Source organism: Bradyrhizobium sp. 164 (genome assembly GCF_023073715.1).
GTDB lineage: Bacteria > Pseudomonadota > Alphaproteobacteria > Rhizobiales > Xanthobacteraceae > Bradyrhizobium.
Genome location: NZ_JADPKA010000028.1, coordinates 152,866 through 178,803, shown reverse-complemented (window position 1 = coordinate 178,803; position 25,938 = coordinate 152,866). Strand labels below are relative to the sequence as shown.

General features: G+C 62.0%; 16 protein-coding genes and 2 pseudogenes. 12 read left to right on the top strand and 6 right to left on the bottom strand.

Features of this window, described 5'->3' with window-relative positions:
- The first annotated feature begins 392 nt into the window (after positions 1 to 392).
- Positions 393 to 938, top strand: a complete 546-nt coding sequence (locus tag IVB01_RS10885; RefSeq protein ID WP_247494502.1) for a hypothetical protein — start codon at positions 393 to 395, stop codon at positions 936 to 938.
- Between the two features lie 1,021 nt (positions 939 to 1,959).
- A complete protein-coding gene (locus tag IVB01_RS10880) occupies positions 1,960 to 2,523 on the top strand; it encodes a hypothetical protein (protein ID WP_247494501.1) in 564 nt (187 codons plus the stop codon).
- A 316-nt stretch (positions 2,524 to 2,839) separates the two neighbouring features.
- Here the strand turns inward: IVB01_RS10880 and IVB01_RS10875 are convergent, their stop codons facing one another.
- Positions 2,840 to 3,739 carry a LysR family transcriptional regulator gene (locus tag IVB01_RS10875; RefSeq protein ID WP_247494500.1) on the bottom strand — a complete coding sequence of 300 codons (900 nt, stop codon included), beginning with the start codon at positions 3,737 to 3,739 and terminating at the stop codon, positions 2,840 to 2,842.
- 113 nt (positions 3,740 to 3,852) lie between these two features.
- Here IVB01_RS10875 and IVB01_RS10870 point away from each other — a divergent pair, with 113 nt between their 5' ends.
- From IVB01_RS10870 to IVB01_RS10845, 6 genes are all read left to right on the top strand, one after another.
- Positions 3,853 to 4,599, top strand: a complete 747-nt coding sequence (locus IVB01_RS10870; RefSeq protein ID WP_247494499.1) for an SDR family oxidoreductase — start codon at positions 3,853 to 3,855, stop codon at positions 4,597 to 4,599.
- A gap of 3 nt (positions 4,600 to 4,602) precedes the next feature.
- The gene (locus IVB01_RS10865; protein WP_247494498.1) at positions 4,603 to 5,811 is read left to right on the top strand and encodes an arabinose transporter; all 1,209 of its coding nucleotides are present in this window, start codon (positions 4,603 to 4,605) and stop codon (positions 5,809 to 5,811) included.
- An 82-nt stretch (positions 5,812 to 5,893) separates the two neighbouring features.
- Positions 5,894 to 6,583, top strand: a complete 690-nt coding sequence (locus IVB01_RS10860; RefSeq protein WP_247494497.1) for a carboxymuconolactone decarboxylase family protein — start codon at positions 5,894 to 5,896, stop codon at positions 6,581 to 6,583.
- Positions 6,584 to 6,684: 101 nt separating this feature from the next.
- Positions 6,685 to 7,080, top strand: a complete 396-nt coding sequence (locus tag IVB01_RS10855) for a cupin domain-containing protein (RefSeq protein ID WP_247494526.1) — start codon at positions 6,685 to 6,687, stop codon at positions 7,078 to 7,080.
- A 167-nt stretch (positions 7,081 to 7,247) separates the two neighbouring features.
- Entirely contained in the window at positions 7,248 to 7,910 is a 663-nt protein-coding gene (locus tag IVB01_RS10850; protein ID WP_247494496.1) for an SDR family NAD(P)-dependent oxidoreductase, read from the top strand.
- 238 nt (positions 7,911 to 8,148) lie between these two features.
- Positions 8,149 to 9,615 (top strand): CHASE3 domain-containing protein, encoded by a 1,467-nt coding sequence (locus IVB01_RS10845; protein WP_247494495.1) that lies wholly within the window; start codon positions 8,149 to 8,151, stop codon positions 9,613 to 9,615.
- A gap of 1,487 nt (positions 9,616 to 11,102) precedes the next feature.
- Here the strand turns inward: IVB01_RS10845 and IVB01_RS10840 are convergent.
- The 5 genes and pseudogenes from IVB01_RS10840 to IVB01_RS10820 all read right to left on the bottom strand — a co-directional run.
- The gene (locus IVB01_RS10840) at positions 11,103 to 12,752 is read right to left on the bottom strand and encodes a porin (protein WP_247494494.1); all 1,650 of its coding nucleotides are present in this window, start codon (positions 12,750 to 12,752) and stop codon (positions 11,103 to 11,105) included.
- A 226-nt stretch (positions 12,753 to 12,978) separates the two neighbouring features.
- Positions 12,979 to 13,206: a hypothetical protein gene (locus IVB01_RS10835; RefSeq protein ID WP_247494493.1), complete on the bottom strand. Its 228-nt coding sequence runs from the start codon at positions 13,204 to 13,206 to the stop codon at positions 12,979 to 12,981.
- 310 nt (positions 13,207 to 13,516) lie between these two features.
- Positions 13,517 to 13,960: pseudogene (locus IVB01_RS10830) on the bottom strand (hypothetical protein); the annotation flags it as partial.
- Positions 13,961 to 15,711: 1,751 nt separating this feature from the next.
- On the bottom strand, positions 15,712 to 17,703 hold the full coding sequence (locus tag IVB01_RS10825; protein WP_247494492.1) for a carbohydrate porin: 1,992 nt from the start codon (positions 17,701 to 17,703) through the stop codon (positions 15,712 to 15,714).
- A 914-nt stretch (positions 17,704 to 18,617) separates the two neighbouring features.
- Positions 18,618 to 19,264, bottom strand: a pseudogene (locus IVB01_RS10820) (response regulator transcription factor); the annotation flags it as partial.
- Between the two features lie 273 nt (positions 19,265 to 19,537).
- Here IVB01_RS10820 and IVB01_RS10815 point away from each other — a divergent pair.
- From IVB01_RS10815 to IVB01_RS10800, 4 genes are all read left to right on the top strand, one after another.
- Positions 19,538 to 20,740, top strand: coding sequence for an efflux RND transporter periplasmic adaptor subunit (locus tag IVB01_RS10815; protein ID WP_247494491.1), 1,203 nt, complete (start codon positions 19,538 to 19,540; stop codon positions 20,738 to 20,740).
- Between the two features lie 33 nt (positions 20,741 to 20,773).
- A complete protein-coding gene (locus IVB01_RS10810) occupies positions 20,774 to 24,025 on the top strand; it encodes an efflux RND transporter permease subunit (protein ID WP_247494490.1) in 3,252 nt (1,083 codons plus the stop codon).
- A 40-nt stretch (positions 24,026 to 24,065) separates the two neighbouring features.
- Positions 24,066 to 25,562 (top strand): efflux transporter outer membrane subunit, encoded by a 1,497-nt coding sequence (locus tag IVB01_RS10805; protein ID WP_247494489.1) that lies wholly within the window; start codon positions 24,066 to 24,068, stop codon positions 25,560 to 25,562.
- Between the two features lie 138 nt (positions 25,563 to 25,700).
- Positions 25,701 to 25,922, top strand: a complete 222-nt coding sequence (locus IVB01_RS10800) for a hypothetical protein (RefSeq protein WP_247494488.1) — start codon at positions 25,701 to 25,703, stop codon at positions 25,920 to 25,922.
- Positions 25,923 to 25,938: the final 16 nt, after the last annotated feature.

Sequence of the window (25,938 nt, the reverse complement as noted above, 5' to 3'; positions counted from 1 at the left end):
CCGCACTGCACGGCGAAACAGGGGTTCCATTCAGAGCCTTCGGGCCTGAAGATCACCCTGTCGGCGAGAGATTGGCGCAAACTGACGTCTTGCGAGTTGGCATACGACCTCGATTGATATCGCGATGAAATTGCCCCGATGCGGAAGTTATTCATTAGGTGCTCGAACGGAAACGGCGTAGCTTGTTGGCTCGGCCGAGCGGATTTCTTGTCCGAGAGAGCTGCCCCAAAAACGGCGATGCACCGAAGTCGCCGCTTCCACCAAATGGCAGCCCAGTGCCGTCGGTAGGCACACGTCATCCTGAACATTGATATTCAAATCGCATCACGATGCGCTCGGGTGGTGCCTGCGTGCGTTGGGCGAGCAATTGGAAAGCAAGAAAGGAGAATATCATGAAAATGAGCATTGCAGTCGTTCTTAGCGCTTTGTCGTTTGGGGAGAGAAAGTTGACGAAGTACGCCCGCGTCGCCACTACCGCATGGTTCGGCCGCTCCGTGCTGATCAAATTGGCGCACATTCTCGAAAGAATCGGACTTGCCATGGTTGGGGCCGCGGGCGGTCTGTACGTGGCCGTAGGAATGATGCGCATGGACAATGATTTTTTTCGAAACGAATGGATCGTCTTGTTGATGATGCTTTACGGGGGCTTTGGCTTCTACGTGGGCATCGATCTGCCTAGCCGTCTTGCGCAGACAGTAGAATCCACCAGATCGGGAGAATGGAGCTTTGGCACCGACTCGGCGGCGATAGCTAGCGGGGCCGGAACTTTCTTTGCCGCGAATGCGGTGTTTCTCTCCGTTGGCATCATTGTCTTTGACTACATCATGCTGGATGGATTCAGCGTTATGGTGGCATGCTGTTGGGCGATAGGCACTTCGTTTCAAATTGCTGCCGGCGCCGTAGGCCGCAGCAAAGTCATCGTCGAGGATGGTCAGTGAGGAGCAAGATGTGGGGTAAAGATAAATCAATGTCGCTTTGGACGCCCGAGAAGCTAGGCGAGAAAGCCAAGGCAGACGCTGAGAACGACAACTACAATCCGCCACATTCATGGTGGCCCGGCCGATACAGCGTTGGTACCGAAGCCCGCGACAAGTACGACAAAACTTTTAATCTTCATCACAGCGACAAGGACGAGTGCTAGGCCATCTCAGGCGGCCTCTTTCATTCGGCCGGCAAGCTGAAATGCTATCAAAAAGAAGAAGGCAGGGAATGGCCGACAAGGTGGACGGGTCTAATCTCCGCTACAGCATCGGGGTTGTAGGCGTACTGAAACGACGCTCGTCCAGAACGGACCTCCGCTCGGATGACCCCCGTCACGTGCCTGAACTGGTTATGATCACGATCTTAGTTTGATGTCTGTCCGGGACCACGCGCAGGGAACGAGGACGGCATAGCGCGCAGGGAGCATGTGCAGGTGGTGGAGGAGGTCGAGAGCGGCTCAATTCCATCCGATGCCATGCGGACGCGGCGCGAGATAGGTCGAGCATCCCTCGGCTCGATCAACGCCCGTAGGGGTGCGAAACACCTTCTCATGCAGCGTCTACGGAAGCTAGCCGTTGAGATGGCCTTGCACGTCCTGGAATATAACCTAAGTCGGGTGATGAACATCGTCGCCAAACCGAGCCTGATTGCAGCCATTCGAGCCACTTGACGGCCGGGAACTCCGTCCAAAGGCGCCGCCACGCGTCGGTATGAACACGTTGGGCCGCCACTTAGACGACCGACACGAAAACATCGGCGGCCTGCAACGGTTGTCGACCACGGCCGCCTCTGAGCTATAACCAAGACCCCAAGTGGCCCCGCGCCCGTCCCGTAAACCGAGGAGTACTCGTCTCCATATAATATTTGCAAATATGAGCATTATTGACCAGTGAGCGCGGCCTTTTGGAAGCATACTGCCACTCATCGAAGAGTGAGTTGATTGCCGTTAGTTCCATTATATTGGCCCGAGATCCTCAAATGAGTTCTCTTAAGCGGCGCATTGAAGCCGCCGTCGACTCGCGCATTGCAGCCCTCACCGAAGTGCGAATTGCAGCCGTCGCTGCGACGGCGGCTAATTTAAGAGCTCAGTTAAGCGCGTCGCATGGCGCAGGCTCGGAGCGCTCCAATCGGCAGCTGATATACGAAGAATTTGAATGTGCAGCGGAAACACTGTTGCGATCTTTAACGGAAAGACGACACTTGCAAAGATTTCAATTCTCTATCCAAAACATGGGGCTGAATAACCGGCAGGTCCAGTTACTGCTGTCAGCGCTCAATGGCATAGCTATCCCCCCGTCATTCATGCCCACGACTGACTGGGTGTGCAACCAAGTGTTCGCCGGCCAGCAGGAGAGCCACGCGGACATAGCCGAGGTGGGAAAGGATCTATCTACGGATGAGAGTAGTCCGGAGGTGCCTTTCGAATATCAGGACCTGGTCGAGAAGCTCAAATCGTTACCCGATTGGCAATCGGCAGCTTTGTACTTTTACTCATGTGGCTTCTTTGAGGGCCAGGAGTGGCAGCGCCATCAAGCCCGATAATTAAAATGGTCGCAGTCTTTGGAACAGAGACTTGGCTCGATTCGTGTGTCGGGCCGGTTGCGGATATGGATCGTGTACAAGACGCGAACACCAGCGCTCATCAGCGGCTATCACGTAGCGACACAGTCTCACCAGAGACGCTGGCTGAGATAGTGGGACTCTCATCCCCTATGCCGCGAATGCGCGAAAACCCGCAGAAAACAAGGATTCCAAAAGAGCCCGGCCGGAATTTGTGACCACCGCTGTGTACCACCGGTGCTACCGATTCGGGCGTCAACCTCGAGCGATTTCGAGGCGCTTCGCGCAAGCTACCGGATCATCGCGCTCGATGCCTCAACGCATCGACCAGGAGGGCGAAGGCCGACGAGGGCTGCCGGCGGCTGGGGTAGTAGAGGTGATAGCCGGAGAACGGCGGACACCAGTCGGCGAGAACGCGGACCAGCCGACCCTCCGAGACGTACGGCTGCACGTGTCCCTCCGTCAGGTAGGCGATGCCCAAGCCCTTAAGCGCGCCTTCCAGGAGAAGCCCTGCACTGTTGAAAACGAGCTGCCCGTCGACCCGCACGTTGAGCTCCCGTCCGTTCTTTTCGAACTCCCACGCGTAGAGGCTCCCGCCGTGCGTCGGAAGACGGAGGTTGAGACAGTTATGCTGCGTCAGGTCCTGCGGTGTCTTCGGCCGTTTGCGGACGGCGAAGTAGGATGGCGATCCGACGACGGCCATCCGGAGATCGGGGCTGATGCGCACTGCGATCATGTCCTTCGCGACGAGTTCCCCCGGGCGAATTCCGGCATCGACCTGCTGCGCGACGATGTTGGTGAGCCCGTAGTCGATGATCACTTCGACATGGACGTCGGGGTACTTAGGCAGGAAGTGCCCGAGAGCCGCGAGAAGGATCTCGGCGGCGGCGTACTCGGTAGCCGTCAACCGAATGGTTCCGGCGGGTCTCTCGCGCAATTTGCTCAGCTCGGCTAGATCGGCATCCATCGCGGTGAACTTCGGCCCCACGCTGGAGAACAGGCGTTCACCGGCCTGGGTCGGCGTGACGCTGCGCGTCGTGCGGTTCAACAATCGAACTCCGAGGCGCTCCTCGAGACCCCGCACGATCTGGCTTAGCGCGGATTGCGTCATGCCGAGCTTGGCCGCAGCCCGCGTGAAGTTGCGCTCTCTCGCGACCGCGAGGAAGGCGATGAGATCGCTGGCGTCGTCCCGCTTCATCCATAAGCCTGTCTAATGACTGCATTCACAATTTATCACCTAATCGGGAAGGCTAGGAAGGCCTAGGTTCTGATCAGCATCGGGCGGCGGGCTCCAGAAGAAGGCACGAACCTATGAGGCAAGGAATTAGGGACAAGATCGTCGTCGTGACCGGAGCAAGCAGCGGGCTGGGCGAGGCGACCGCGCGGCTTCTGTCTGCGGAGGGGGCCACCGTCGTGCTCGGCGCCCGCCGGGCGGACCGTATCCACGCGCTCGCGAATGACATCGAGGCGCGCGGCGGCAAGGCACTGGCTCTTGAGACGGACGTCACCCGCCGCGAGCAGGTGAAGGCGCTCGTCGACGCGGCGGTCCGAAACTATGGCCGTATCGACGTCATCATCAACAACGCCGGTTTGATGCCTCAGGCGCCCCTCGACCAACTGAAAGTCGAGGAGTGGGACCGGATGATTGACGTCAACCTGAAAGGGGTGACGTACGGCATCGCCGCGGCGCTTCCGCACATGCAGCGGCAGAAGTCGGGCCACTTCATCAACGTTTCGTCCGTCGCCGGCCACAAGGTCGGGCCGGGCTTCGCCGTCTACGCCGCGACGAAATTCGCCGTACGTGCGTTGTCGGAAGGCCTGCGACAGGAGGTGAAGCCTTACAACATCCGTACGACGGTAATCTCCCCCGGCGCCGTGGCAACCGAGCTCCTGAACACCATCACGGACCCGACCGCGGCGGCGGGGATCCGGTCGTTCTACGATCAGGTCGCCGTGCCTGCCGAGTCGTTCGCACGGGTCGTCGCGTTCGCGCTGAGCCAACCTCCGGAAGTCGACATCAACGAGATCCTCTACCGACCGACGAATCAGGAGCTCTGAGGCATGTCGATCGCCGCCATGCAGAAGCCCGTCTCTGCCCCCGGCATCACCGCCACGCTGCTGCCCATCATGGGCATGGTGTTCGCCGCCTTCCTCGTCATCGGGTTGGCGATGCCCGTACTGCCTCTCCATGTGCACGATGGGCTGGGTTTTGGCACCTTCGTGGTGGGTCTGGTGGCCGGCAGCCAATTCGCCGCATCGTTGATCTCCCGCCCGTGGGCGGGGCACTTCTCCGATGCGCTTGGAGCGAAGCGCGGGGTCGTCGCCGGCTTGCTGGCGGCGGCCGCCGCGGGACTGCTCTATCTGCTATCGCTCGGCTTCAGCGGATCCCCGCTGGTCTCGGTAGCCGTCCTCCTTTCGGGCCGGGCCCTGCTCGGCGGAGCGGAGAGCTTCATCATCACGGCCGCAGTTAGCTGGGGATTGGCCCTCGCCCCTTCCCAGAACACAGGAAAGGTCATCGCCTGGGTGGGATCGGCCATGTTCGCGGCCTTCGCGATCGGTGCGCCGGCTGGCTCCGCTCTTTATGCGGCCCACGGCTTCGTGGCGATTTCGCTGGCGACCACGCTGGCTACGCTCGTCGCGCTGCCGCTGGTCGGTCTTCTTCCGGCGGTCGCGCCGGCGAAGCACGCGCGGTCCTCGTTCGTCGAAGTTATCGGTGCCGTCTGGGTGCCGGGGCTAGGCTCGGCGCTCGGCTCGGTGGGCTTCGGCGCTGTGACAACGTTCGTCGCCTTACTGTTCTTCACCAGGGGGTGGGCGAACGGATGGTCCGCCTACACGGCCTATGCGGTCGCCTTCATCCTGGCCCGGCTTTTCTTCAGCCACTTGGCCGACAAGATCGGTGGAGCGAAGGTCGCACTGGTCTGTGCTGCGATCGAAGCCGCCGGCCAGGCCCTAATCTGGCTGGCTGATCGTCCGGACATGGCGCTCGCCGGCGCCGCGCTCACGGGCTTCGGCTTTTCACTGGTCTATCCCGGCTTCGGGGTCGAAGCGGTCCGTCGCGTCGCGCCGCAGAGCCGTGGTCTCGCCATGGGCGCCTACACCGCGTTCCTCGATCTCGCCCAAGGCCTTGCCAGTCCCGCGCTTGGACTGATCGCGGTCGGTGCAAGTTTGAACGCTTTGTTTCTGGTCAGTTCGGCAATCGTGTTGTGCGCGTCCCTCGTCGCCTGCTGGCTGATCGCGCACCCCATAACAGTGCAGGGATCTCCGCAATGAGAGCGCTCGCAGCGACGTTGGTTTCATTCTGTCTGTTCGCGGCGCGGCCGCCGCGCAGACATCAAACGAAGGAGCAAACACCATGACGAAACCGGAAGACATTCGCGCCGTCGCTCCAGCTCTCGAAGGCTACGCGCAGAAGTTCGTCGTCGGCGATCTCTGGAAGCGACCGGGCCTTTCCTCCCGCGATCGCAGCGTCGTCACCGTCGCCGCGCTGATCGCCCGCGACCAGACCGTCGAACTGCCGTACTACATGAACCTCGCTCTCGACAACGGCGTGAAGCCGTCGGAGATATCAGAGATCATCACCCATCTGGCTTTCTATACCGGATGGGCGAATGCCATGGACGCGATTCCGGCGGCGCGCGAGGTGTTCAAGGGCCGCAACGTCGGAGCCGATCAGCTCCCGCCGGCCTCGGGACCGCAGCTCCCGCTCGACGAAGCGGCCGAGAAGCAGCGGGCCACGCGCGTCGGAGAGCAGTTTGGGCACGTCACGCCAAGCCTTGTGCAGTACACGACCGACGTGCTGTTCCGGGATCTTTGGCTCAGGCCGGCGCTGGCCCCGCGCGACCGCAGCCTGGTTACCGTGAGCGCGCTGATCGCCACCGGCCAAGTTGCGCAGATCACCTATCACCTGAACCGCGCAATGGACAACGGACTGACGCGGGATGAAGCCGGCGAGGTTCTCGGCCATCTCGCGTTCTACGCCGGCTGGCCTAACGCATTCTCCGCGGCGCCTGTCGTCAAGGACGTGATCGAGAAGCGACCGTGATTACGCGCAGGGCCGTCCTCATTCTTGGCAGTGTCGCCGTCGCCGAGACTCACTCCCCGCTGGTGTTCGCAGCTGGAAAACAAAAGGAGACCAACATGGATATCGCCATCAACAGGAACGGGTCCCGCCCTTCACAGAAGGGGCCCGAAGACTGGTTCAGCGGGACCGTACGCATCGATCCGCTATTTCAGGCGCAAGAGCCGGCCCGCTCGAGCGGCGCCTATGTCACGTTCGAGCCCGGCGCGCGGACTGCTTGGCACACGCACCCGCTTGGCCAGACGCTGATCGTCACTGCCGGCCTAGGTTGGGTGCAGCGCGACGGCGGACCGGTCGAAGAAATTCGCGCAGGCGACGTCGTGTGGTTTCCGCCAGGACTGAAGCACTGGCACGGCGCATCGGCGACGACCGCAATGACACACATCGCCATCCAGGAATCTCTCAACGGCAAGAACGTTGAATGGATGGAGAAGGTCCGCGACGAACAGTACCGGAAGTGATGGGCAGCAAACGAGACGATGGGGTCACCGGCATCACCGGTCCTGCAGATCGGTTGTGAGCGCCAAGTGATACCGCTCGACGGCCGGTTGGGGTTCCTCAGTTTATCGGCGTCGACCGAACTAGCCCGGCAGCCATTTTTAGAAAACCACTCAGGAGATAGACTGCGATGCTCGGTTCAAAACGCTTCGAAGGAAAGACTGCATTCATCACCGGAGCCGCAAGCGGCATCGGCCGAGCGACCGCGATAGCCTTCGCTGCAGAAGGCGCGGGCGTCGTCATCACGGATAGATGGGAGGCCGCGCTACAGGAGACTGCCGAGCGGGTAAAGGCCGCCGGCGGCGACGTGCTGACGATCACGTGTGATGTGTCGAATCCTGACGACGTCGCAGCGGCGGTGGCGAAGGCCGTCAACGCGTTCGGCCGCATCGACTGCGCATTCAACAACGCTGGGGTCGAGAACAAGGCGGCGCCGCTTCATGAAATCGAGCTAGAGGAGTGGGACCGCGTTCTTGACATAAACCTTCGTGGCACCTTCATCTGCATGAAGCATGAGATAGCACACATGTTGAGCCAAGGCGGTGGCGTAGTCGTAAATACCTCGTCGGGTGCCGGCATCCGCGGTGTCGCGGGCGGTGCCTCCTACGCCGCTTCCAAGCATGCGATCATCGGCATGACCAAGTCCGCCGCACTCCTGGCCGCTTCTTTCATTGCCGGCCTTCTGCAAACTCATCGATGGCTCGCTTACGTCGGACTGGCCGTCATTCTCTATGTGGCAGTTGAGATGATCTGGCGCGGAACATTGGAGATCATGAAGGTCGCATCGATATGAGGGCCTGTTGTGTCCGAGGGCACCGCATGCCTAGAATTTCCCAGTTGTCCGACGAGATGCGGTATGCTCCACTGAGGGGAAGGCTGCGCTGCTTTGCCCCTATCACAGTCCCATGCCAAATTCTTGCGAATGCCACCGCTTGGGAGCAATCTTGAGTTAGCCAGCTGTTCGGCCGCTGATTTCGGCCTTGAGGGTCATTGTGTCCCCTTTCTCGAATTTGCTGATCTTGCACAAATTGATGGCCGCGTTTGCAGCCGTGATAGCCGTCATATTTGTGAGTGGCGCAATCGTATATGACAGACTTGGCGTGATCGAAGAGGCCAAAAACTGGCGTGTCCATACCACTGACGTGTTGGACACGCTAGAGATGGCGGTGGCCGCAGCGCTTGATCAAGAAACGAGTCTGCGCGGCTATTTGCTCAGTGGCGACGAGAAATTCTTGGAGCCGTATCGCAGGGGTGGCGACAACTTCAGTGCGGCGATCCGGAAATTAAAAGCACAGACTTCGGATAACCAAGATCAGCAAAACCGGCTCGATGAGTTGAACAAGCTGGCGTCCACGTGGCGCATCGAGACCGCCGAGCGCGAGATCGCGCTGATGGCGACCCCCGAGACGCGCGAGGACGCACGCACGCTGGAGGGGTCGACCGGCAAGGCTGCGATGGACGCCATCCGCGCCAAGGCGAACGAAATCGAGAAGGCTGAGCGCGATCTGTTGGCAAGGCGCGACGCCGTGCAGAAGCAGGCGTATGCCACTGCATACACGGCGACCGCGCTGGGCGCCGCAGCCTCGCTCCTGATCGCGGTATTGATGGGCATTTTACTCACGCGCGCTATCGCGACGCCGATCACCCGAATGACCGGCGCCATGACCGCACTCGCCAAGGGCGACACTAGCATCGACGTGCCCGGGATTGAACGGCGTGACGAAATCGGCGCGATGGCGGGTGCGATCGAAATTTTCAAGAAGGCTGTCATTGAACGCCAAAAGACCCAGGTCGAACTCGCTCATGTCAGTCGTGTCGCGACGATTGGGCAGCTGACGGCCTCGATTGCCCATGAGGTCAATCAGCCGATCTCGGCTGTGCTCACCAATGCGGACGCCGCCTTGAACTGGTTGGGCGCTAACCCGCCTAATCTGAACAAGGCCCGCGAGTCCCTCGAGCACATTGTCGCAGATAGCCGACGAGCTGGCGAGATCGTCCACCGTATCCGTGCTATGGTCAGGAAGGCGCCGGTACCCAGAAGCCGCGTCGACCTCAACGAAGCCGTGCTGGACGTCGTCGCCATGGTCCGAAGCGAGGCGGTGAGGCATAAGATTTCGCTACAGACGCAACTGGCGGAGGACCTGCCGCAGATCGAAGGTGAGCGCATTCAGCTGCAGCAGGTGCTCCTGAATCTGATCCTCAATGCCATCGACGCCGTGAACAGCGTTGAGGACGGCATGCGGGAGCTGCAGATCAGTACCGAAAGGGATGTTGCAGGCGATATACGCGTCTCGGTGCGAGACACGGGCCCGGGGCTCGACCCGACGAGTGAAGAGCGCGTTTTCGAAGCGTTCTACACGACCAAATCGCACGGCTTAGGTATGGGGCTGGCCATCTGTCGGTCGATCATCGCAGCTCATGGCGGACAGTTGTGGGTCACGAGGAACAAGCCTCGGGGCGCCGTCTTCCAGTTCACCCTCGCTCCCCACCAGGACTAGGCCCTGTTTGGCCCAAGCCAGTGCGCCGAGCATATCTTGGGGATTGAGCGCTATGGCTATGGAGCGCTCGGCTGCAATCACGCCGACTGTCATCCGCCAGTGCTCAGATTAAGTCATGAAGGATGGCGCGCGCCTATTGGGGAGCCGAGGTTGCCTTCGGTTGAGATAGGTGAGGAAAGGGGCCGCGCGGATCGATTGGCTAATTCGTGCTGCCAGCCGGAGACCGGAATCGGGATCAGCCCGCAGCTTGCGCGAATGGCTGGCATAGCCGTCGGATAAAGATGGCTTCGCCCAGCAGCTGGAGAGGCGAGGGGCGCTGCCCCGCGGGGGAAGACGCCCGCTATTGCCTGCGCCGACCTGCCGAGCGGTCTCCCCGATTTCGGGGCTTTCTCTCTGCTTCAATCGGAGGTGACGAGGTGCTAGGCGCACTGCGCGGAAGAGCAGGTAAAGATGGTTGCCGGTCCCACGCGGCCCCACAGACGCTTCCAAACTGAGATGACGATAACGTTAGCCCCTGCTGCCTCGAAAGACCAATGGTGCGACGAGCGTAATGATTTGCGCGGCTCGAGTGCCGATGCTCCTGTGGATCGCGCCGTCCGCGTTGCGCAATTCGGAACTAAGACGTCGTCTGAATGTCGGTATGGAGTGATGCCGCCTCAGATCAGGCAGTCGCATCATCTCTCGACGACGCCTCCGTCGATCGCGAGTGCGCCTGGTCCGTCGGCGAGTATGCCAGGAAGAGGCCGTCGCCAGTTGCAACCGTTGCGCTGCAAGCTGCGGGGGCGGATGCTTGGTTTCCGGAGAATTCTCGACGGGGCGCCTCCGAAGTCGCCGCTTTCAGCTAAAGTGTTCTCTGGCACGAACGGCCTTCGGATTGGAGCTCTGAGGCTTATCGAGGCTCAGTTCTGACCGGAGGACGCCTGACTATTGCCCTTATTCGCGTCGGCCTTGTTCGCTTTGTATGGCCGACGACGGAACCAGTCGCAGCGTGCAGCCTGCCGGCCGTATGGCCAGCGCGCCGCCGAGGAGCGCACCCTTAGTGCAGCCCTGGGCGTCCGCGACGGCTGCAAGAACAAAGGAAATCGCGGCAGCACAAGCAGCTGCCAGAATCCATCTCATGTCGTCTCTGATGTGAAAGATACGGACGCCAAGGGATTCGGACGAAGTCCGTTTCCGCGGCTGAGAGCGGAAGCGCTCTATAGCGTGGCTCGACCTGAACGCCGACGGCTCTGCGTGTCATAGGACTCGCGCGCCTCGTCTTCCATTCGGCGACCCGCTGCAGCAGCTTGCATCCTGGATCGCTCTCAGAAGGACCTGCAATCTAATCCTGCATCGTCCGCCTTCCTAGGCCGCTTTCATTTATACGATCTCCGATGTCGGGGTGTCCAGCCCGACCGCAACCTATTTGCTAATCGTGCACGAGATACGTTTGTAGATAGAAAAGGAGAGCCGTTTGGCTCCCCGGAGGTTTCACTAAGAATCGTATGTCAGAAATCGAAGGTCATGCCGGTTGTGACCGCTTCCGCCTTGTTGCCTGCGACGACGTTGTTGTTGGCGTCGCGGCCGCAGACGCCATAGCCATGTCCGCTGACACCCAGGCAGTAATGCGCGCCCGGTCCGTTGCGCAGATAGCTGCCCACCATGTACCAGCTCACGAACGGACTGAAGTGGTACTTCACGCCGAGGGCGTACTGGTCGGCGCTGGAGTCGACCGAGTTGAGCGCGAAGTCAGCCGCGCCTGCGGGCGCCGAGACCGCGACCCCGGCGGTGGGATAGGCGTTCAGGACGCCTGTGCCCGGCGAGCCCGGCGAGGCGTTGGCGTGAGCCCAGGACGCGTTGATGTCCCATTTGTCGACCGTCTGGGTCGCGCTGAGGAAGTACCCATCGCGCGAACGCTCGTTGAAGGCGGCAATCGTGTTCTCGCGGCGCATGACCTCGTAGATGCCGTAGAGCTGGAGGCTGCCGATCACGTCTTTGAACTTGTAGCCGGCACCGACTTTCGCTGCCCATTCGTTGGCAATGCCGACCGCGCCCGGCGGTACGACCAGAACGCCGCCATTGCTCAGCGGCGTCACCGCCTCGTCGCTGGTCCGGTTGGTCCCTTCGTGGAATTCGTAGGCGGCGACCGCGGTGAACGGACCCTGGTTATACGTCAGCGACGCGCTGTAGAGATTACCGTATGAGCCGTCGGTGCAGCCTTCCGGTGCCGATGTCGCCGGGAAGCTCGAGCCGCTGCCGCGCGCCGAGGTGGCAGGGCAGTTGAAATCGCCAAGCGCGTAGTCGCTGTTATCCTTTGCCGTGTTCTGTCCCGGCGAGAACATGACGGTGGCCTGGAAGCCGTTCCACACCGGCGATTCATACCAGATCGCGTGCGATGCGCGCCAATCGAACTCGGCGCGGAGGTCACCGCCGGTATTGCCCATGATCGAGTTGTAGTCGCCGAGCGTGGCCGAGAACGGATCGAACTTCGCCGTTGCCTTCTTGTACGGCGTATCCGCCTTGCCGGCCTTGATCGTACCCCAGGGGGTTTCCATGCCGAGGAAGCTGTCCCGGGTGCCGAACGCCGCGCGCTCGGTCGGAAGGGCCGCGACCTCCACAAGGGATTCGAACTGCGCGATGGCTGCCCATCCGGGATAGCCATAGGGATCGAGGTTGTGCCGCGCGCGAACGCCAAAATAGGTGAGGTTGCTCGAAACCCCGAACTTTGTGCCCTGGTCGTAGACGCCGGGATTGAAGATGTCGCCCGAGAGATCGACGTGGCCGTAGAGCGTCACTGTCGTATTGTCGATGAACGGGTTGGCCCCGGGCGCCTTGCTGTAGAGCGGAGCCCCGCCGATGCTGACGACGGTGTGCTCGGGCGCAGATGCCGGTGCCGGCGACGGCGCGACTGCAGCGTGCAGAACCGGATTGCCCTTCGGCGAGCCTGGGGCGACGGCTGCCACCGCGGCCTTCGCCTCGCCCATGTGAGTGACGCGCTCACGCAGCTGCGCGTTCTCCTTCGCGAGCTTTGCGTTGTTGCGTTCGAGCGCATCGAGGCGCGCAACCACATCATCTATGGTTGCAGCTTGTAGAGTGTCGGTAATTGTAGTTGCACAAAGGGCCGCAAAGCCTGTACCGAGCAGAAAGGCCTTCTTCATTGGTTTCCCCTCTATCGCCGCAGGCTCTTTAATGGGCCGGGACAAAGTGGAACGTAACGTATGCCAGATACCGTATACAACTCGATTAGCGCGATGCTACTCACTTTCCATCCCAGTGTGCCTGATGTGCAACTACTACCGATAAAGTGTGTCGCGCGGCGATCTGCCGCATTGTGGCGAGCCGATAGACTTCTCGCTAAAAAGAGAATGGCTTCCGGGGCTTGCTTCAATCGCCCCACGGCGTTTCGCCGCGTCCGAGACGGTCGGCGATGTCGGTCTGGAAAGGCGGCGGTCCGAACGCGAACCACTCTTCGCCGATCTGGTAGACCAGCAGCCGTCTGTTTTCGGCGCAAAACGTCGTCAGCCAGTCCAGCGCTTTCTTCTTCGGCCGCGTGCCGGCCGGCACCACGACATCCACCGGAAGGCCGCGCCAGAAAAAGTTGGCCGCCAACATGATCATGTCCGATTGGTCCGGCCGCATCCAATCTGGCAGGGGACTTGATGCGACCAGCCAGCCGCAGACGAATTCCCGGCACGGATGCTCGGGACGCTCAGCGTAGATTGCGCATCGCTGTGCGACACTGAAAGGGCACGGCTGCCCCTGGTGCACCTTGTGTCCCCGCACTTCGATTTGAAGCCAGCCGTCGCAGCAGGCCGTGCAGCTGCCGCAGCTTCTGGTGGGAGGATGATTCAAGGCAGTGCTGTATCTGGACATGGGGGCCGACGACACTAATCAGGCGCGAAGTCGACGTCGAGCGCTTGCCTCATCCTTCCGGCTCGTCCTGCAAGCTGCGCTGATATGTTCCGGCTCGCTGTGGGAGGACGAACAGACAGGCGATAACGAAGATCGCAAGCACTGCTGACGCGAGCGGACGGCTTAGGGCCAGTCCACCCTGATTGACGGGCTTGTCGAGAAAGTCGCCGACCATCGCACCGAGGGGGCGCGTCAGGATGAATGCCGTCCAGAACAGCGCAACTTTCGATACGCCGGTCCAGGAATAGAGCGCCGCAATGACCGCCAGGGCGGCGAGGAAAATCAGTGCTCCACTCCCATAGCCGATGTCGCCGGTATCGGCGACCCAGTCGCCAAGCGCCGTGCCCAATGTCTGCGAGAAGGTGATCGCGCACCAATAAAAGGCCTCCACCTTTGGGGTGCTGACGGTTTCAACGGAGATCGTCTTTTCGCTCGCGTACCAAAGGGCCAGAACCAGGACGAGCGGGTGCCGATCAGCTCGCCCAACCGGTGCTTTTTGAAGCCATAGGCAAGGACCTCCTTCCCGCTGCGCGTACCGCCGTTGACGAGCATCGCAACGGGCTTGCGGCACTTCACATTCACGAATTCGCTACTGCCGCTTCGATCAATGACATGCATCGTGGGCGCCCGGGCAATGAACAGATCGAGATATTCGGGTTGCGCGCCGCCCCAGCCATCCCGCAAATCCCAGATCAGCGCATCCGCGTCTTTTAACGCCCCTTGCGACAGCAGGCGTTCAAGAGCACGTTGATAGATGGAGCCGGCATAGCACCAAACATGGACATAGCCGATGCGTCGTCCATTGGACTCAATGATGCGCGCACTCGACTCCAACCCACGGAGGAACATTTTCGTGGGCTCGAGGTCGACTGGCATGACCGGGACTTGCAGCCAGAGGCGCTTCGATGGACCTCTAAGACAACCGATTTGCCGACCTTCCCACGAAATGACCGGATTGGCTCAAATGCGGTCCCGTCGGCCGCAATTATTTCGTCACCAGCACGGAGGCCCGCCTGCTGAGCCGGCGTTCCATCAATGACGCCAGTGATCGTGTTGCGACCAGTCGCCTCGAAACGCGAAATGATACCGATGCCAGGGTACGAAATGCGGCCGTCTGGAAACGCACGCTGCAGTCCACGCCGTCGCAGCGCGCCGACAAAGATGTCTGCAAGCTGATAATATTCCGGCTCATCCGGCGTATAGAAACGCGTGTGCGAAGCGTTCAACTCAGACAGCATGGAATTAATGACGCGCGCCAAAGAGTCCTGGGAAGTTGCTCGCTGAACGTCTGGAAGATATCTCTCCCAACTGCCGACCAGTCCAATCCGTTGTGGCACGGATCGTAAAAGCGATCACGCACGGTCTGCCACACGCTCTCGAAGATCGAGACGCCATCGTCAGGGACATAGGCGTTGCTGTTTTCCCCCTTTAGAGGCTCCGCGGCCCTCGGAGCCTTCGCAACCAGGGCACATGCCGTAACCATGGTTGCCAGCCGCAACACTTGGCGACGCGAAGGCGATAGATCGATAGCCCCTTTCATCGTCTGATCTCGCGGTGAGGCGCCTGCCGGGCACATTCGCCGGCGATGCGATTGCTCGCGCTCCGTTGGCGAAACGAGGCGGTCATTAAGGTCACGACATGCCCGACGACGATAGCGATCCTGCCACCACGAGGCTACTTCCCGCGGGACTTTTTCGCCTGCCGGAGCCGCGATGACAGAGGGAAGGCGAGAGACAGAATCAGTCTTCCGCGACACCGCCACAAAGTCCTACCTGGCCTCGAGAAATCGCCGAACCAGCACGGCCCGCCGAAGGGCCGGCTCGAGCTTAAGAGCGAGATGAGCCCTAACGCTATCAGCAGCACGCCAGCCAAGTTACCGTCCACCCGGTCCATCGTCGCCGGGCTCAGCCATGGGAACGGCGACCGGCTTCGCCGGAGGCATGGAGGCGGCAACCGCGTCGCTGGCAGCTGGCGCGACCGCCAGAACTGACTCCACGTCGACCTGTGGCGGCACGGGATGATCGGGCCTGAGCTGATCAATGGCCGTCGGCCTGGCGACGACCAGCGCCGGCGGCACGAGCGCCACGACACCCGTAGTGGGGACGGGAGCGGCAGCCGGTTCCAGGCCGCCGAGGGGATCGCGACACTGGATCTACCGATTCAAGAGTCACCGCAAATTCTGAATCTTCATGAGGCCGCCCCTGGTTAGAATTCGGCGTGCAGGCGGCCCGAGACGATCGAAACCGGTCCGCGATCGGCGTTGTAGGCGGGGTTCGCGATGAACTGGTAATCGAGCGTCAGCGTCGACCAGTTATTGAGCTTCCAGGCGTAGTAGGCCTCGAGAATTCGCTCCGGGCTGTAGTTGAGCCGCCCGTCACCGATCAGCAGACCCGTGCCACCGGCCGCGAGGAAGTCGCGGTGAGCGGCGGAAAGCCCATTGACGGCGCCGCCGATGCCGACCGTATCTTCGGGCCGTCCCCAGAAACTGCCTTTAACCGACAGGCCGCCGGACAGGCTGCGGTCGATGTCGGTGAAGGACAGGATCTGGTTCTGGCCGTCGTTCCAACTGGCGCGGGCAAACAACCCGACGTCCTTGACGATTTGCTGCTCAAGGTTGGCGTAGAAGCCGTATTTCGAGCGGTCGCGCTGGTTGGCGATGGTGATGTCATTGATGTCGAGCGCCGGGTTGGCGGCGGCGATTGCGAGCACTTCGCCGTAGTTGGCGGTGTTGCCGCTGTTGTAGAACGCACCCGCCCGCAACTTGCCCGGCTGATCGGCGATGCTATGGCGCTCCTCGAATTCCACCACCGCACCGCCAGTCTTGAAGGTGAGCACGTCGCTGTTGGGCGCCGACGGCACCTGGAACAGACCGGCACGCACGGCCCAGTCCTTGCGGTTGAGGTCGACCACGGCACCGCGCGTATAGCCGGGCAGATCGGCCGGGAAGTCGTAGGCAGCCGACGACCACATCGCCCAGTTCATGAAGTCGGCGCGGGGATCCTTGGCGTAGGCGTTGCCGTCGAAAAAGTCGCCGACCGCGAAACGGCCGACGACCACGGTGATACGGTCGATGTCGCGCTTGCCAGCAAGCTGGTTCGGCCCGTCAGCGACGTCTTCCTGCTCGCCGCCGAAGCCGAAGGTCTGCTTTAGATAGTAACGCTGCGCGCGAATCTTCGGGAAGGGGGCGCCGGCCTTCTGCGCTTCGCCGTTCGAGAAGCCAGCGAGGCCCAAGGTCCCGTTGAGGCCGAAGCCCTGGGCAAGCTCCGGATTGAAATAGAACTCGCCGCCGTCCCAGAGCCTTGCAGCCAGGAAGGCCGTGGTCGTCCACGTCGCCTGCAATTGGCCACCACCGGGAAGGCTGAGCGGGCTGGCGTAGGGCGAGTGGATCGGCCCGTAACCCTGGGGCAGGAAGGTCGTCTGCGCGTGGACATTCCAATCGTTCGATTCGGGTAGCTTCGTCTTGCCATTGACCGGCGCCATCCACGGCGTATCGCCGAACTGGTAGTTCAGGCCGAGCTTGACCAAATGAATGCGCGGATCGACGTTGACATTGGCGAGGCGAAAGCCGCTCATATCGTAGGTCTGACGCGCCAAATCGACATACTCGTACTCGGCCTTTGCGGTCCAATTGCCGCGGATCGCGAATTCTAGGCCGAGTCCCGCGGTCCAACCGGTATGGTAGTCGCCGACCGGAAACACGGCGGTGACGCCGTCCCCATCGTTGACATTGATGTGGCTATGACCCCAAGCCAAGCCGCCGGTGACGTAGGGCATGAAGCGGTCGAACGCATAGCCGACGCGCCCACGCACCGTGCCGACGTAGTCGATCGTGGTGTGGAAGGGCGCTGGCGCCCGCTCCAGCGCTGGCACATCCTGGGGACTCGTGAAGGTCGCATCCGCCTCGATGCCGAGCACCACGCGGCTTGCAAACTGACGATTGTAGCCGACCTGGTAGCCACCGATTAGTCCGATCGCACTGTGAGGCAGGAAGGCACCCTGTTGCGGTAGCGGATTGGTGCCGGGCCCAAAGCTCGCGTCACCGTAACCGAAGTGTCCGCCGACGTAGAAGCCGGTCCAGTTGTAGACCGCCTTCCTCGCCGGCGCCTTCAGCGGCAGATCAGCGGCATAGCTGGCCGTCGCGACTGTCGTTCCGCTCAGGAAGGCACTTACGCTTCCGATCGCCAGAATCCGCTTCATTCCACAGCTCCAACAGCAGCCCGCGACACGCCGAAAAGCCGGGCTGAGGCCCGAAGGCGGGGAGATCCGAAAGGCTGAACCTTCGATTGCGCGGCGACGTCGCGCTGCCAGCGACAGACCAGATCCGCTCTGGGGCCAACCAAAGACCATTGCCAGACAAGCCGCTGCCCTGTTGTGACGCGCCAAGGGCCCCTCGAGCCGACGAGCGGCGCGCACATAGTCGTTTGCTGGAAACGTCTTTCCGGTTGGGGCCGGGAAACTCGCCGGCCCGAGGCGCCGAATCAGCGCGAAGGCCTTCAACATCGCTCACCTCCATCCGCGTCAAACAGAGGGCGGTGAGCGAAAGCGGCCGCCTAGCTGCGACCCTCGATGCCCACGCGGCTGCCGCCGTCGCGATAAGCGTACATGTCCTGCGGCAGTGCGGGTCCGGTCAAGCGCGCCGAACCGGCAATGCAATTGTTGGTACTGCCCATGTTCTCATCGTCAGGTTGAAGTCGCCGCCAGAGGGAAACCTTTCGGACGGCGAGCGGCCCTTACGCTTGCGCTCCCCCCGGAGTCAACCGCGTTCGTCCACCCTCCCGGGAGAACGTGTTGGTTTCCGAAAAGAACGCCAGGATGCCAGACGCGCGGTGATCGCCCGCCATCTGAAGCGAGACAACGGCCATCTCAAAACACACGTCGAGATGGCCGAACAGGGGCCTGTGCTCATTTGCCCAGCAACTTGCGAGGGCAAAGAGCTCGAGCTGATCACGAAGTATGTCTAAGCCCGGACTGCGGGATCGGCTCGAGGGCCGCTGAGGAAGTCTTGCGGCCTATGGTCAAGACAGCTCAAAATGCCTGGATGGCTCAGGCTGCCTGGGGGTGATCGCGGACCGCACTGGCTCCGGAAGACGGCTTGGCTCCGGCAGCCGATTGACGCCGCGGATGGTGTGGATCACGACCTCGGCACCATACTTCGCGAGCTGCCTGCGTAAGCGCGAGATGTAGACCTCCACCGCGTTGGAGGCGACCTCGCCCTCGAGCCCAAAAATATGATCCTCGACATTCGTCTTCGGCACCACCCGCCCCTGCCGCCGCAGCAGGATCACCAGGACCGAGGTTTCGCGGGCGGACATGATCCGGGTTGATCGTCGATGAAGACTTGTCCGCTCTCGGTATCATAGACGAGGTTGTCGAGACGAAGCGAGCGCCCGAGAGCAACTGGCCGGAAGGACGCAAGATCGCCTCCAGCCGCGCCACCAGCTCCTCTAGCGCGAACGGCTTAACCAGGTAATCGTCGGCGCCACTGCGCAGGCCGTTGACACGGTCCTGCAGCCCGCCGCGCGCGGTCAATACCAGCACCGGAAGCGGATGGTTGTGACGCCGCAGCTCGCGCAGCGTCGACAAGCCATCCCCATCGGAAAAGCCGAGGTCAAGGATCATCGCGGCATAGCCGACATTGTTCACTGCTTCGCGCTTCCACCGCGCTGCTCACAATGTCGCTCTCGTAACCCGCCGCGGCCAACCCACTTGGCAATGAGACGCGAAAGCTCGATCTTATCTCGACAATCAGAAGGCGCATTTCACTACCAGCCGAGGTTACAATCTTGGACGCGCGACATAATCCGCACAGTCCACTCTCTCCTATCATTCGCCGGCGGCGGCCAGCAAAAAAGCGACGAGCAAGGCCTGAGCCCTCACGGACCGTCCTTCAGGTTGATGTAAGGTCGTGTTGGTACAGCGTTCCGCGCCACGCCAGGCGCCACCACATTGCTGCATGCACAGTTTGCGCGCCCGGCCGGTCGCGCCAGGCGCGAAGGCCATTCGATACAAGCAGAACGGGGCTGGAGCAGTCATGGCGCTTCCCACTAGAAATACGGGCTTTGCGGTGGCCATCGCCGCGGTGGCGGTCGTCGGGGCCGGCGCCTGGCTGCTGATCCAGGCGAGCAACATGCGCGCGGTCAGGGTCGGCGAGCCGGCCGCAAACACTGACGTCGATGTCGCCCAGCAAGCCGTGAACGTCACGGACAAGCAGGTCGACGCCTTCAGGATCAGGCCCGCCGAGCCGCGTGCCTTCCGCATCACAAAGAACGCGGTCGGGTCGATCGACTTCAACCAGAACATGCTGGTGCAGGTGTTCACGCCAAATTCAGGTAAGATCGTTGACACCTTCTTCAACGTCCGCGACACCGTCACTAAGGGACAGACCCTCTTCACCATCGACAGCCCGGACCTGTTGCAGGCTGAATCCACCCTGCTCGCGGCCGCCGGAGTGCTGGAGTTGCAGACCCGAACGCTCACGCGCGTGAAGCAGCTTCTGAAGACCGGCGGTGGCGCGCAGAAGGATGTCGACCAAGCAACCTCCGATCAGCAGACCGCGGAAGGCAATTACAAGGCGGCACGCGACGCGGTTCGCATTTTCGGCAAGACCGACGAGGAGATCGATCGGATCGTGGCAGATCGCAAGGTCGATTCGATCCTGATCGTGCCAAGTCCCATTTCCGGACAGATCGTCGCCCGCAACGCCGCAACGGGCCTCTATGTTCAGCCGGGCAATACGCCTGCGCCCTACACGCTCGCTGACCTCTCCACCATGTGGATGGTTGCCAATGTGATCGAGATCGACGCGCCGGCCTACCGGGTTGGCCAGCCGGTGGCCGTCAGTGTCCCGGCCTATCCCGATGAGGTGTTTCGCGGACAAGTGACGATCCTGGGACTCAATATCGATCCGACCACACACCGGCAACTGGTCCGTTCGGTGATCGACGATCCCGCCCACAAGCTACGCGCCGGCATGCTGGCGAGCTTTGCCATCGAGACCGACGGGCCGAGGCTATCGGTCGCCCTGCCGTCGGAGGCCGTGGTGCGCGAGGGTGACGGCACCATGACCGTGTGGGTTACCGCCGACCGGCACCGCTTCGCGCGTCGCACGGTGAAGGTTGGCATCGAGCAGGACGGCTGGTGTCAGATCGTCGATGGCCTCAAGCCCGGCGAGCTCGTGGCATCAACTGGCGCCATCTTCCTCTCAAACAAGTTCGCAACCGCGGTCACGGGCTGACCAACCGCATCGCCCGGCGCAAAGTTCAACATCGTGGTCAAGAGTATCATCCAGTTCGGCCTGACGCGTAGCGCGATCATCGTGCTCGGCCTTGTCGTGTTCTGCGCCGCCGGTCTTGCCGCGTTCAGCAAGCTCAATATTGAGGCCTACCCCAATCCGGCACCGGTGATCCTGGAGATCACTGCACAGGCGCCGGGGCTCTCAGCCGAGGAGATGGAAAAGTACTACACGATCCCAATGGAGGTCGGGCTCTATCCGACACCGGGCGTCGTCAATATCCGCTCGACCTCGTTCTACGGGCTGTCCTTCGTCCGCGTCACCTTCCATTACGGCGTCGACTATTATTTTGCGCTGACGCAGGCCGCCAACAGCATCCAGCAGAACATCCAGCTTCCCGGCAATCTGGTGCCGACCATCCAGCAGTCCAGCCTGGTCGGCGAAATCTACCGCTACCAGCTCGTCGGCCCGCCGAATTTCGGCCTGACCAATCTGCGCACGCTGCAGGACTATGTGGTCACCCGCCGCCTGATGACCATTCCCGGCGTGGTGCAGGTCAATGCCTGGGGCGGCACCACCAAGCAGTTCAATGTCTATGCCGACCTCTCGAAGCTTGAGGCCTACAACATCACCGTGCCGCAGCTGGTCACGGCGCTCGGCAATTCCAACGCCAATGTCGGCGGTCGCGAGATCGCGATCGGACAGCAATCCGTCAACATCCGCGGCATCGGCTTGATCGACTCCGGCGGCACTGACGACATCACCAAAGGCTACAAGGTCGCCGACATCGAGAATATCGTCCTGACTCAGTCAAACGGCCTGCCGATCCAGATCAAGGACATCGCCAAAGTTTCGGTGGGCTATGTGCCGCGGCTCGGCATCGCCGGCAAAGACAGGGACGACGACGTCGCGGCCGCGATCGTCGTCATGGGCCGCACCCAGCACACCAACGACATCATTCCGCAGGTTGAGGAGGAAGTCGCCAAGATCAACAGCGACGGCACACTGCCACCGGGCGTAAAGATCGTCCCTTATTACGACCGCAGCTCGCTGGTCGGGGTCACGACCCACACCGTGCTCCACAACCTCGTGTTCGGCTGTCTCCTGGTGTTCGTGATCCAGTGGGTATTCCTGGGCGACTTGCGCAGCGCGCTGATCGTCTCCGCCAATATCCCGTTCGCGCTGTTCTTCGCCATCATGATCCTGGTGCTGCAGGGCGAGGATGCCAACCTATTGTCGCTCGGCGCCGTCGATTTCGGCATCATCGTGGATTCCGCCGTCATCATGATGGAGAACATTTTCCGCAATTTCCAATCGAGCCCAGAGAGCCGTCAACGAGTCCTGCAAAATCTGGCGGAAGGCTATTGGGGCGCCGACCCGACCACCCCCGCCCATGGCCAGCCCTCGGCGGCGCGCTGGACCGATCGGTTGCGGATGATCTTCGTCAGCGCGCTCCAGGTCAACAAGGCGGTGTTCTTCACCGCCGCCATCACCGTCACCGCATTCGTGCCGCTATTCACGATGCAGGGCGTCGAGGGGCAGATCTTCGGACCGATGGCGCGCACTTATGGCTATGCGCTGGCGGGCGCACTGCTCGCGACGTTCACGGTGACGCCGGTGCTGGCCTCGCTCCTGCTGCCCGAACATATCGAGGAAGCCGAGACCGTCATCGTCCGGGGGCTGCGCAAGGCTTATACGCCGGTGCTGCGCTGGGCACTCGGACGCGTGAAGCTTGCCGTAACGGCGGGCGTCATCTTCCTCACCATCTCGACGCTCGCTGCGAGCAGGCTCGGCAGCGAATTCCTGCCCGCGTTGGAAGAAGGCAATTTCTGGATCCGAGCCGCCATGCCGCCGACGATCTCGCTCGAGGCCGGCACCGCGGCGACGCGCAAGATGCGCGAGATCCTGCTGCGTCACTCCGAGATCATCACGGTCGTGTCCCAGCATGGCCGCCCCGACAATGGCAGCGACGCCTCGCCCTTCTCCAATGTCGAACTGTTCGCGCCGATCAAGCCATTCGACGAATGGCCGAAGGGCCTGACCAAGGAGAAGCTTACCGAGGAATTGCAGAAGGAGTTCGACGAGCAGCTGCCCGGCGTCACCTTCAACTTCTCCCAATACATACAGGACAATATCGAGGAGGCGCTTTCCGGCGTGAAGGGCGCCAACTCCGTCAAGATCATCGGCCCGAACCTCGACGTGCTCGAGGAGACCGCGACCAAGGTCATGGACGTGATGAAAGACGTGCGCGGCGTCGCCGATCTGGGCGTGTTCCATCTCGTCGGCCAGCCTAACCTCGACATCAAGGTCAACCGTGAAAAGGCCGCACGCTACGGGCTCAACACCGGCGATGTCACCGCCGTGGTGCAGGCGGCGCTCGGCGGCACCGTCGCCACGAACGTGCTGGAGGGCGATCGCTCCTTTGCGGTGGCGGTCCGGCTCGATCCCAAATTCCGCGAGAGCATCGACACAGTGCGCGACATCAAGGTCGCCTATGCGACGCCATCGGGCACCAACGCCTATATCTCCCTGAGCGAGCTCGCCGACATCTCGCTCGATACGGGTGCGCTGTTCATCTACCGCGAGCGCAGCCAGCGCTACATTCCGATCAAGTTCAGCGTGCGCGGTCGCGATCTCGGCGGCACGGTAGCCGAGGCGCAAGCCCGCGTCGCACAGAATGTGCAGCTCCCGCCGGGCTACCGCGTCATCTGGTCCGGCGAGTTCGACAATCTGGAGGCGGCAAAAGCCCGCCTCATGGTCGTGGTGCCGGTGACGCTGCTCCTGATCTTCGTGCTGCTCTACAGCCTGTTCAATTCGGTACGCGACAGCCTCTTGGCGCTCGCTGGCATTCCCTTCGCCGTCGGCGGCGGCTTGATCGCGCTCTATCTCGCCGGTCTCGATTTCAGTATCTCCGCTGCGATCGGCTTCATCTCATTATTCGGCGTTGCGATCATGGATGGCATCCTCAACATCACCTATTTCCGCGAGCTGCGCGCCTCCGGCATGAGCATCGCGGAGGCCGTGTTCAGCGGCGCCGAGCAGCGGATGCGGCCGATGCTGATGACCGCCCTCTCTGCCGGCGTCGGCCTATTTCCGGCGGCGCTCTCGCACGGCATCGGCAGCCAGGTGCAGCGGCCGCTCGCCACCGTCGTGGTCGGGGGCATGTTCATCGGGCCGCTGCTGTTGCTCGTGGTGGCACCCGCGTTGCGCAAGATTGTCCTGTCGCGGGAAAGAACCGCACAGCGCGAGGACAGCGCGGTGGCGTCACCGCGCCAAGTGGCTCCCTAGGACAATGCGGTAGGTGCGTAGCGTGATGATCAACCGCGGAATGACCGGACCATTGACGGCCAGCGCGCTCAGCCTGTGGCTCGCAAGCTGCGCCATCGGTCCCGACTTCGCCCCGCCGCCGGCGCCGGAGGTGTCGCGCTACACGCCGGAGCCCCTCGCCTCGCCCCACACCGAGTCCGAGGGGCCGCGCGTGCCGCGGCAGCGCTTCGTCGATGGAGCAGACATCCCCACGCGATGGTGGGCGGCGTTCCGCTCAAAGCCGCTGAATGAGCTGATCCGGCTGTCAGTCGAACACAATCCGTCGCTGCAATCGGCGGAAGCCGCGATCAAGGTCGCGAACTTCAATGCGCTGGCGCAGCGTGGTCTGTTCTTCCCGCAGGTCGCCGTCAACTACACGCCGTCCGACCAGCAATTCTCCAATATGGCGACTTCCAATCCGGTGGGCTCGCCGCAGTCGCGCTACACCCTGCACACCGTGCAGCTCAATATTAGCTTCGTGCCTGACATTTGGGGCCAGAACACCCGCGCGGTCGAGAGCCTCGATGCCACGACGGAGCAGACGCAACTCCAGCTCGATGCGGCCTACGTGGCGCTTACCGCCAATGTCGTCACTGCCGCGATCCAAGAGGCCTCGCTGCGCGGCCAGATCATGGCGACCGAACGCATCGTCAGGATTGAGCGCGACATCCTCGGCATCCTCAAGAACCAGTACAACGCGGGCCAGGCCGCTGAGGTCGACGTGCTGACGCAGGAGACGGCGCTGGCGCAAGCGGAGCAAACGCTGCCGCCCCTGCAAAAGCAGCTCGCCGTGCAGCGCGATCTCCTCACCGCTCTCGCGGGGCAATTCTCCGCCGACGAGATCTTGCAGAAATTCGACCTCCAGCACCTTGCGCTGCCTGCAAATCTTCCAGTGAGCCTGCCGAGTACGCTGGTGGCGCAGCGCCCCGACGTGCGGGCGGCGGAGGCGAACATGCATTCGGCGAGCGCACTGGTCGGAGTCGCGATCGCCGCGCGGCTTCCCAACCTTACATTGACAGGCAATCCTGGCACCAGCGCCTTCAAGCCTGCACAATTGTTCACGCAAGGGACGCTGTTCTACACGGTGGCCGCGAGCGCCACCCAGCCACTGTTCGACGGCCTCACGCTCTTTCACAAGCAGAAGGCTGCCGAAGCGGCGCTCGAACAGGCCGAAGGCCTTTACCGCCAAGCCGTGATCACGGCGATGCAGAACGTCGCCGACGCGCTGCGCAGCCTGCAGGCGGACGTACGCGCGGTGCAGGCAGCGATCAAAGCCGAGACCGCGGCGAAGGCGAGCCTCGATATCGTGCAGAAGCAGCTTGTGCTCGGTCAGATCAATCAGGTCGCGGTGCTGAATGCCCAGCAGGCCTATTTCAACGCGGCGATTACTCGCGTCCAGGCCGAGGCGACCCGTTTGTCTGATACAGCGGCGCTGTTCATGGCACTCGGCGGAAGCTGGCCAAATGAATGCACGACGACCGTTTGGCGCAACTGCCTGATGGGGACCCCAAGTCGATAAACAACGAGTGAGCTGCCGCGGAAGAAGGGACGCTCCAGGGCGCGCAAAGCATCTCTGTCGGCCAGTCCATTCTTGCTTCTACTTCCGCCAGGAGGGTCTGTCTCAAAGATGCCAGACGACAGTCTGAGTGGAGCAACCTTGGACAAGTCCGCAGAGGAGAACACCCATGTGCGGCGCCGCCAACCATTCGCCCAGTTGGGACGGCGGCTTATACCGGTCGCCGCCGCCGCCTTCGATCGCCGGCTCATGCAGCTAGACGAGGGCGTCCTCACGCTCGCCACTAAGCTGGATGCTGCAGCCCTTTACGCCGTCTGGCGCTTCCTGCTGTGGGATCTGGACGACCCGATCGGCGCTAGGTAATATCTGGAAGCCGCGC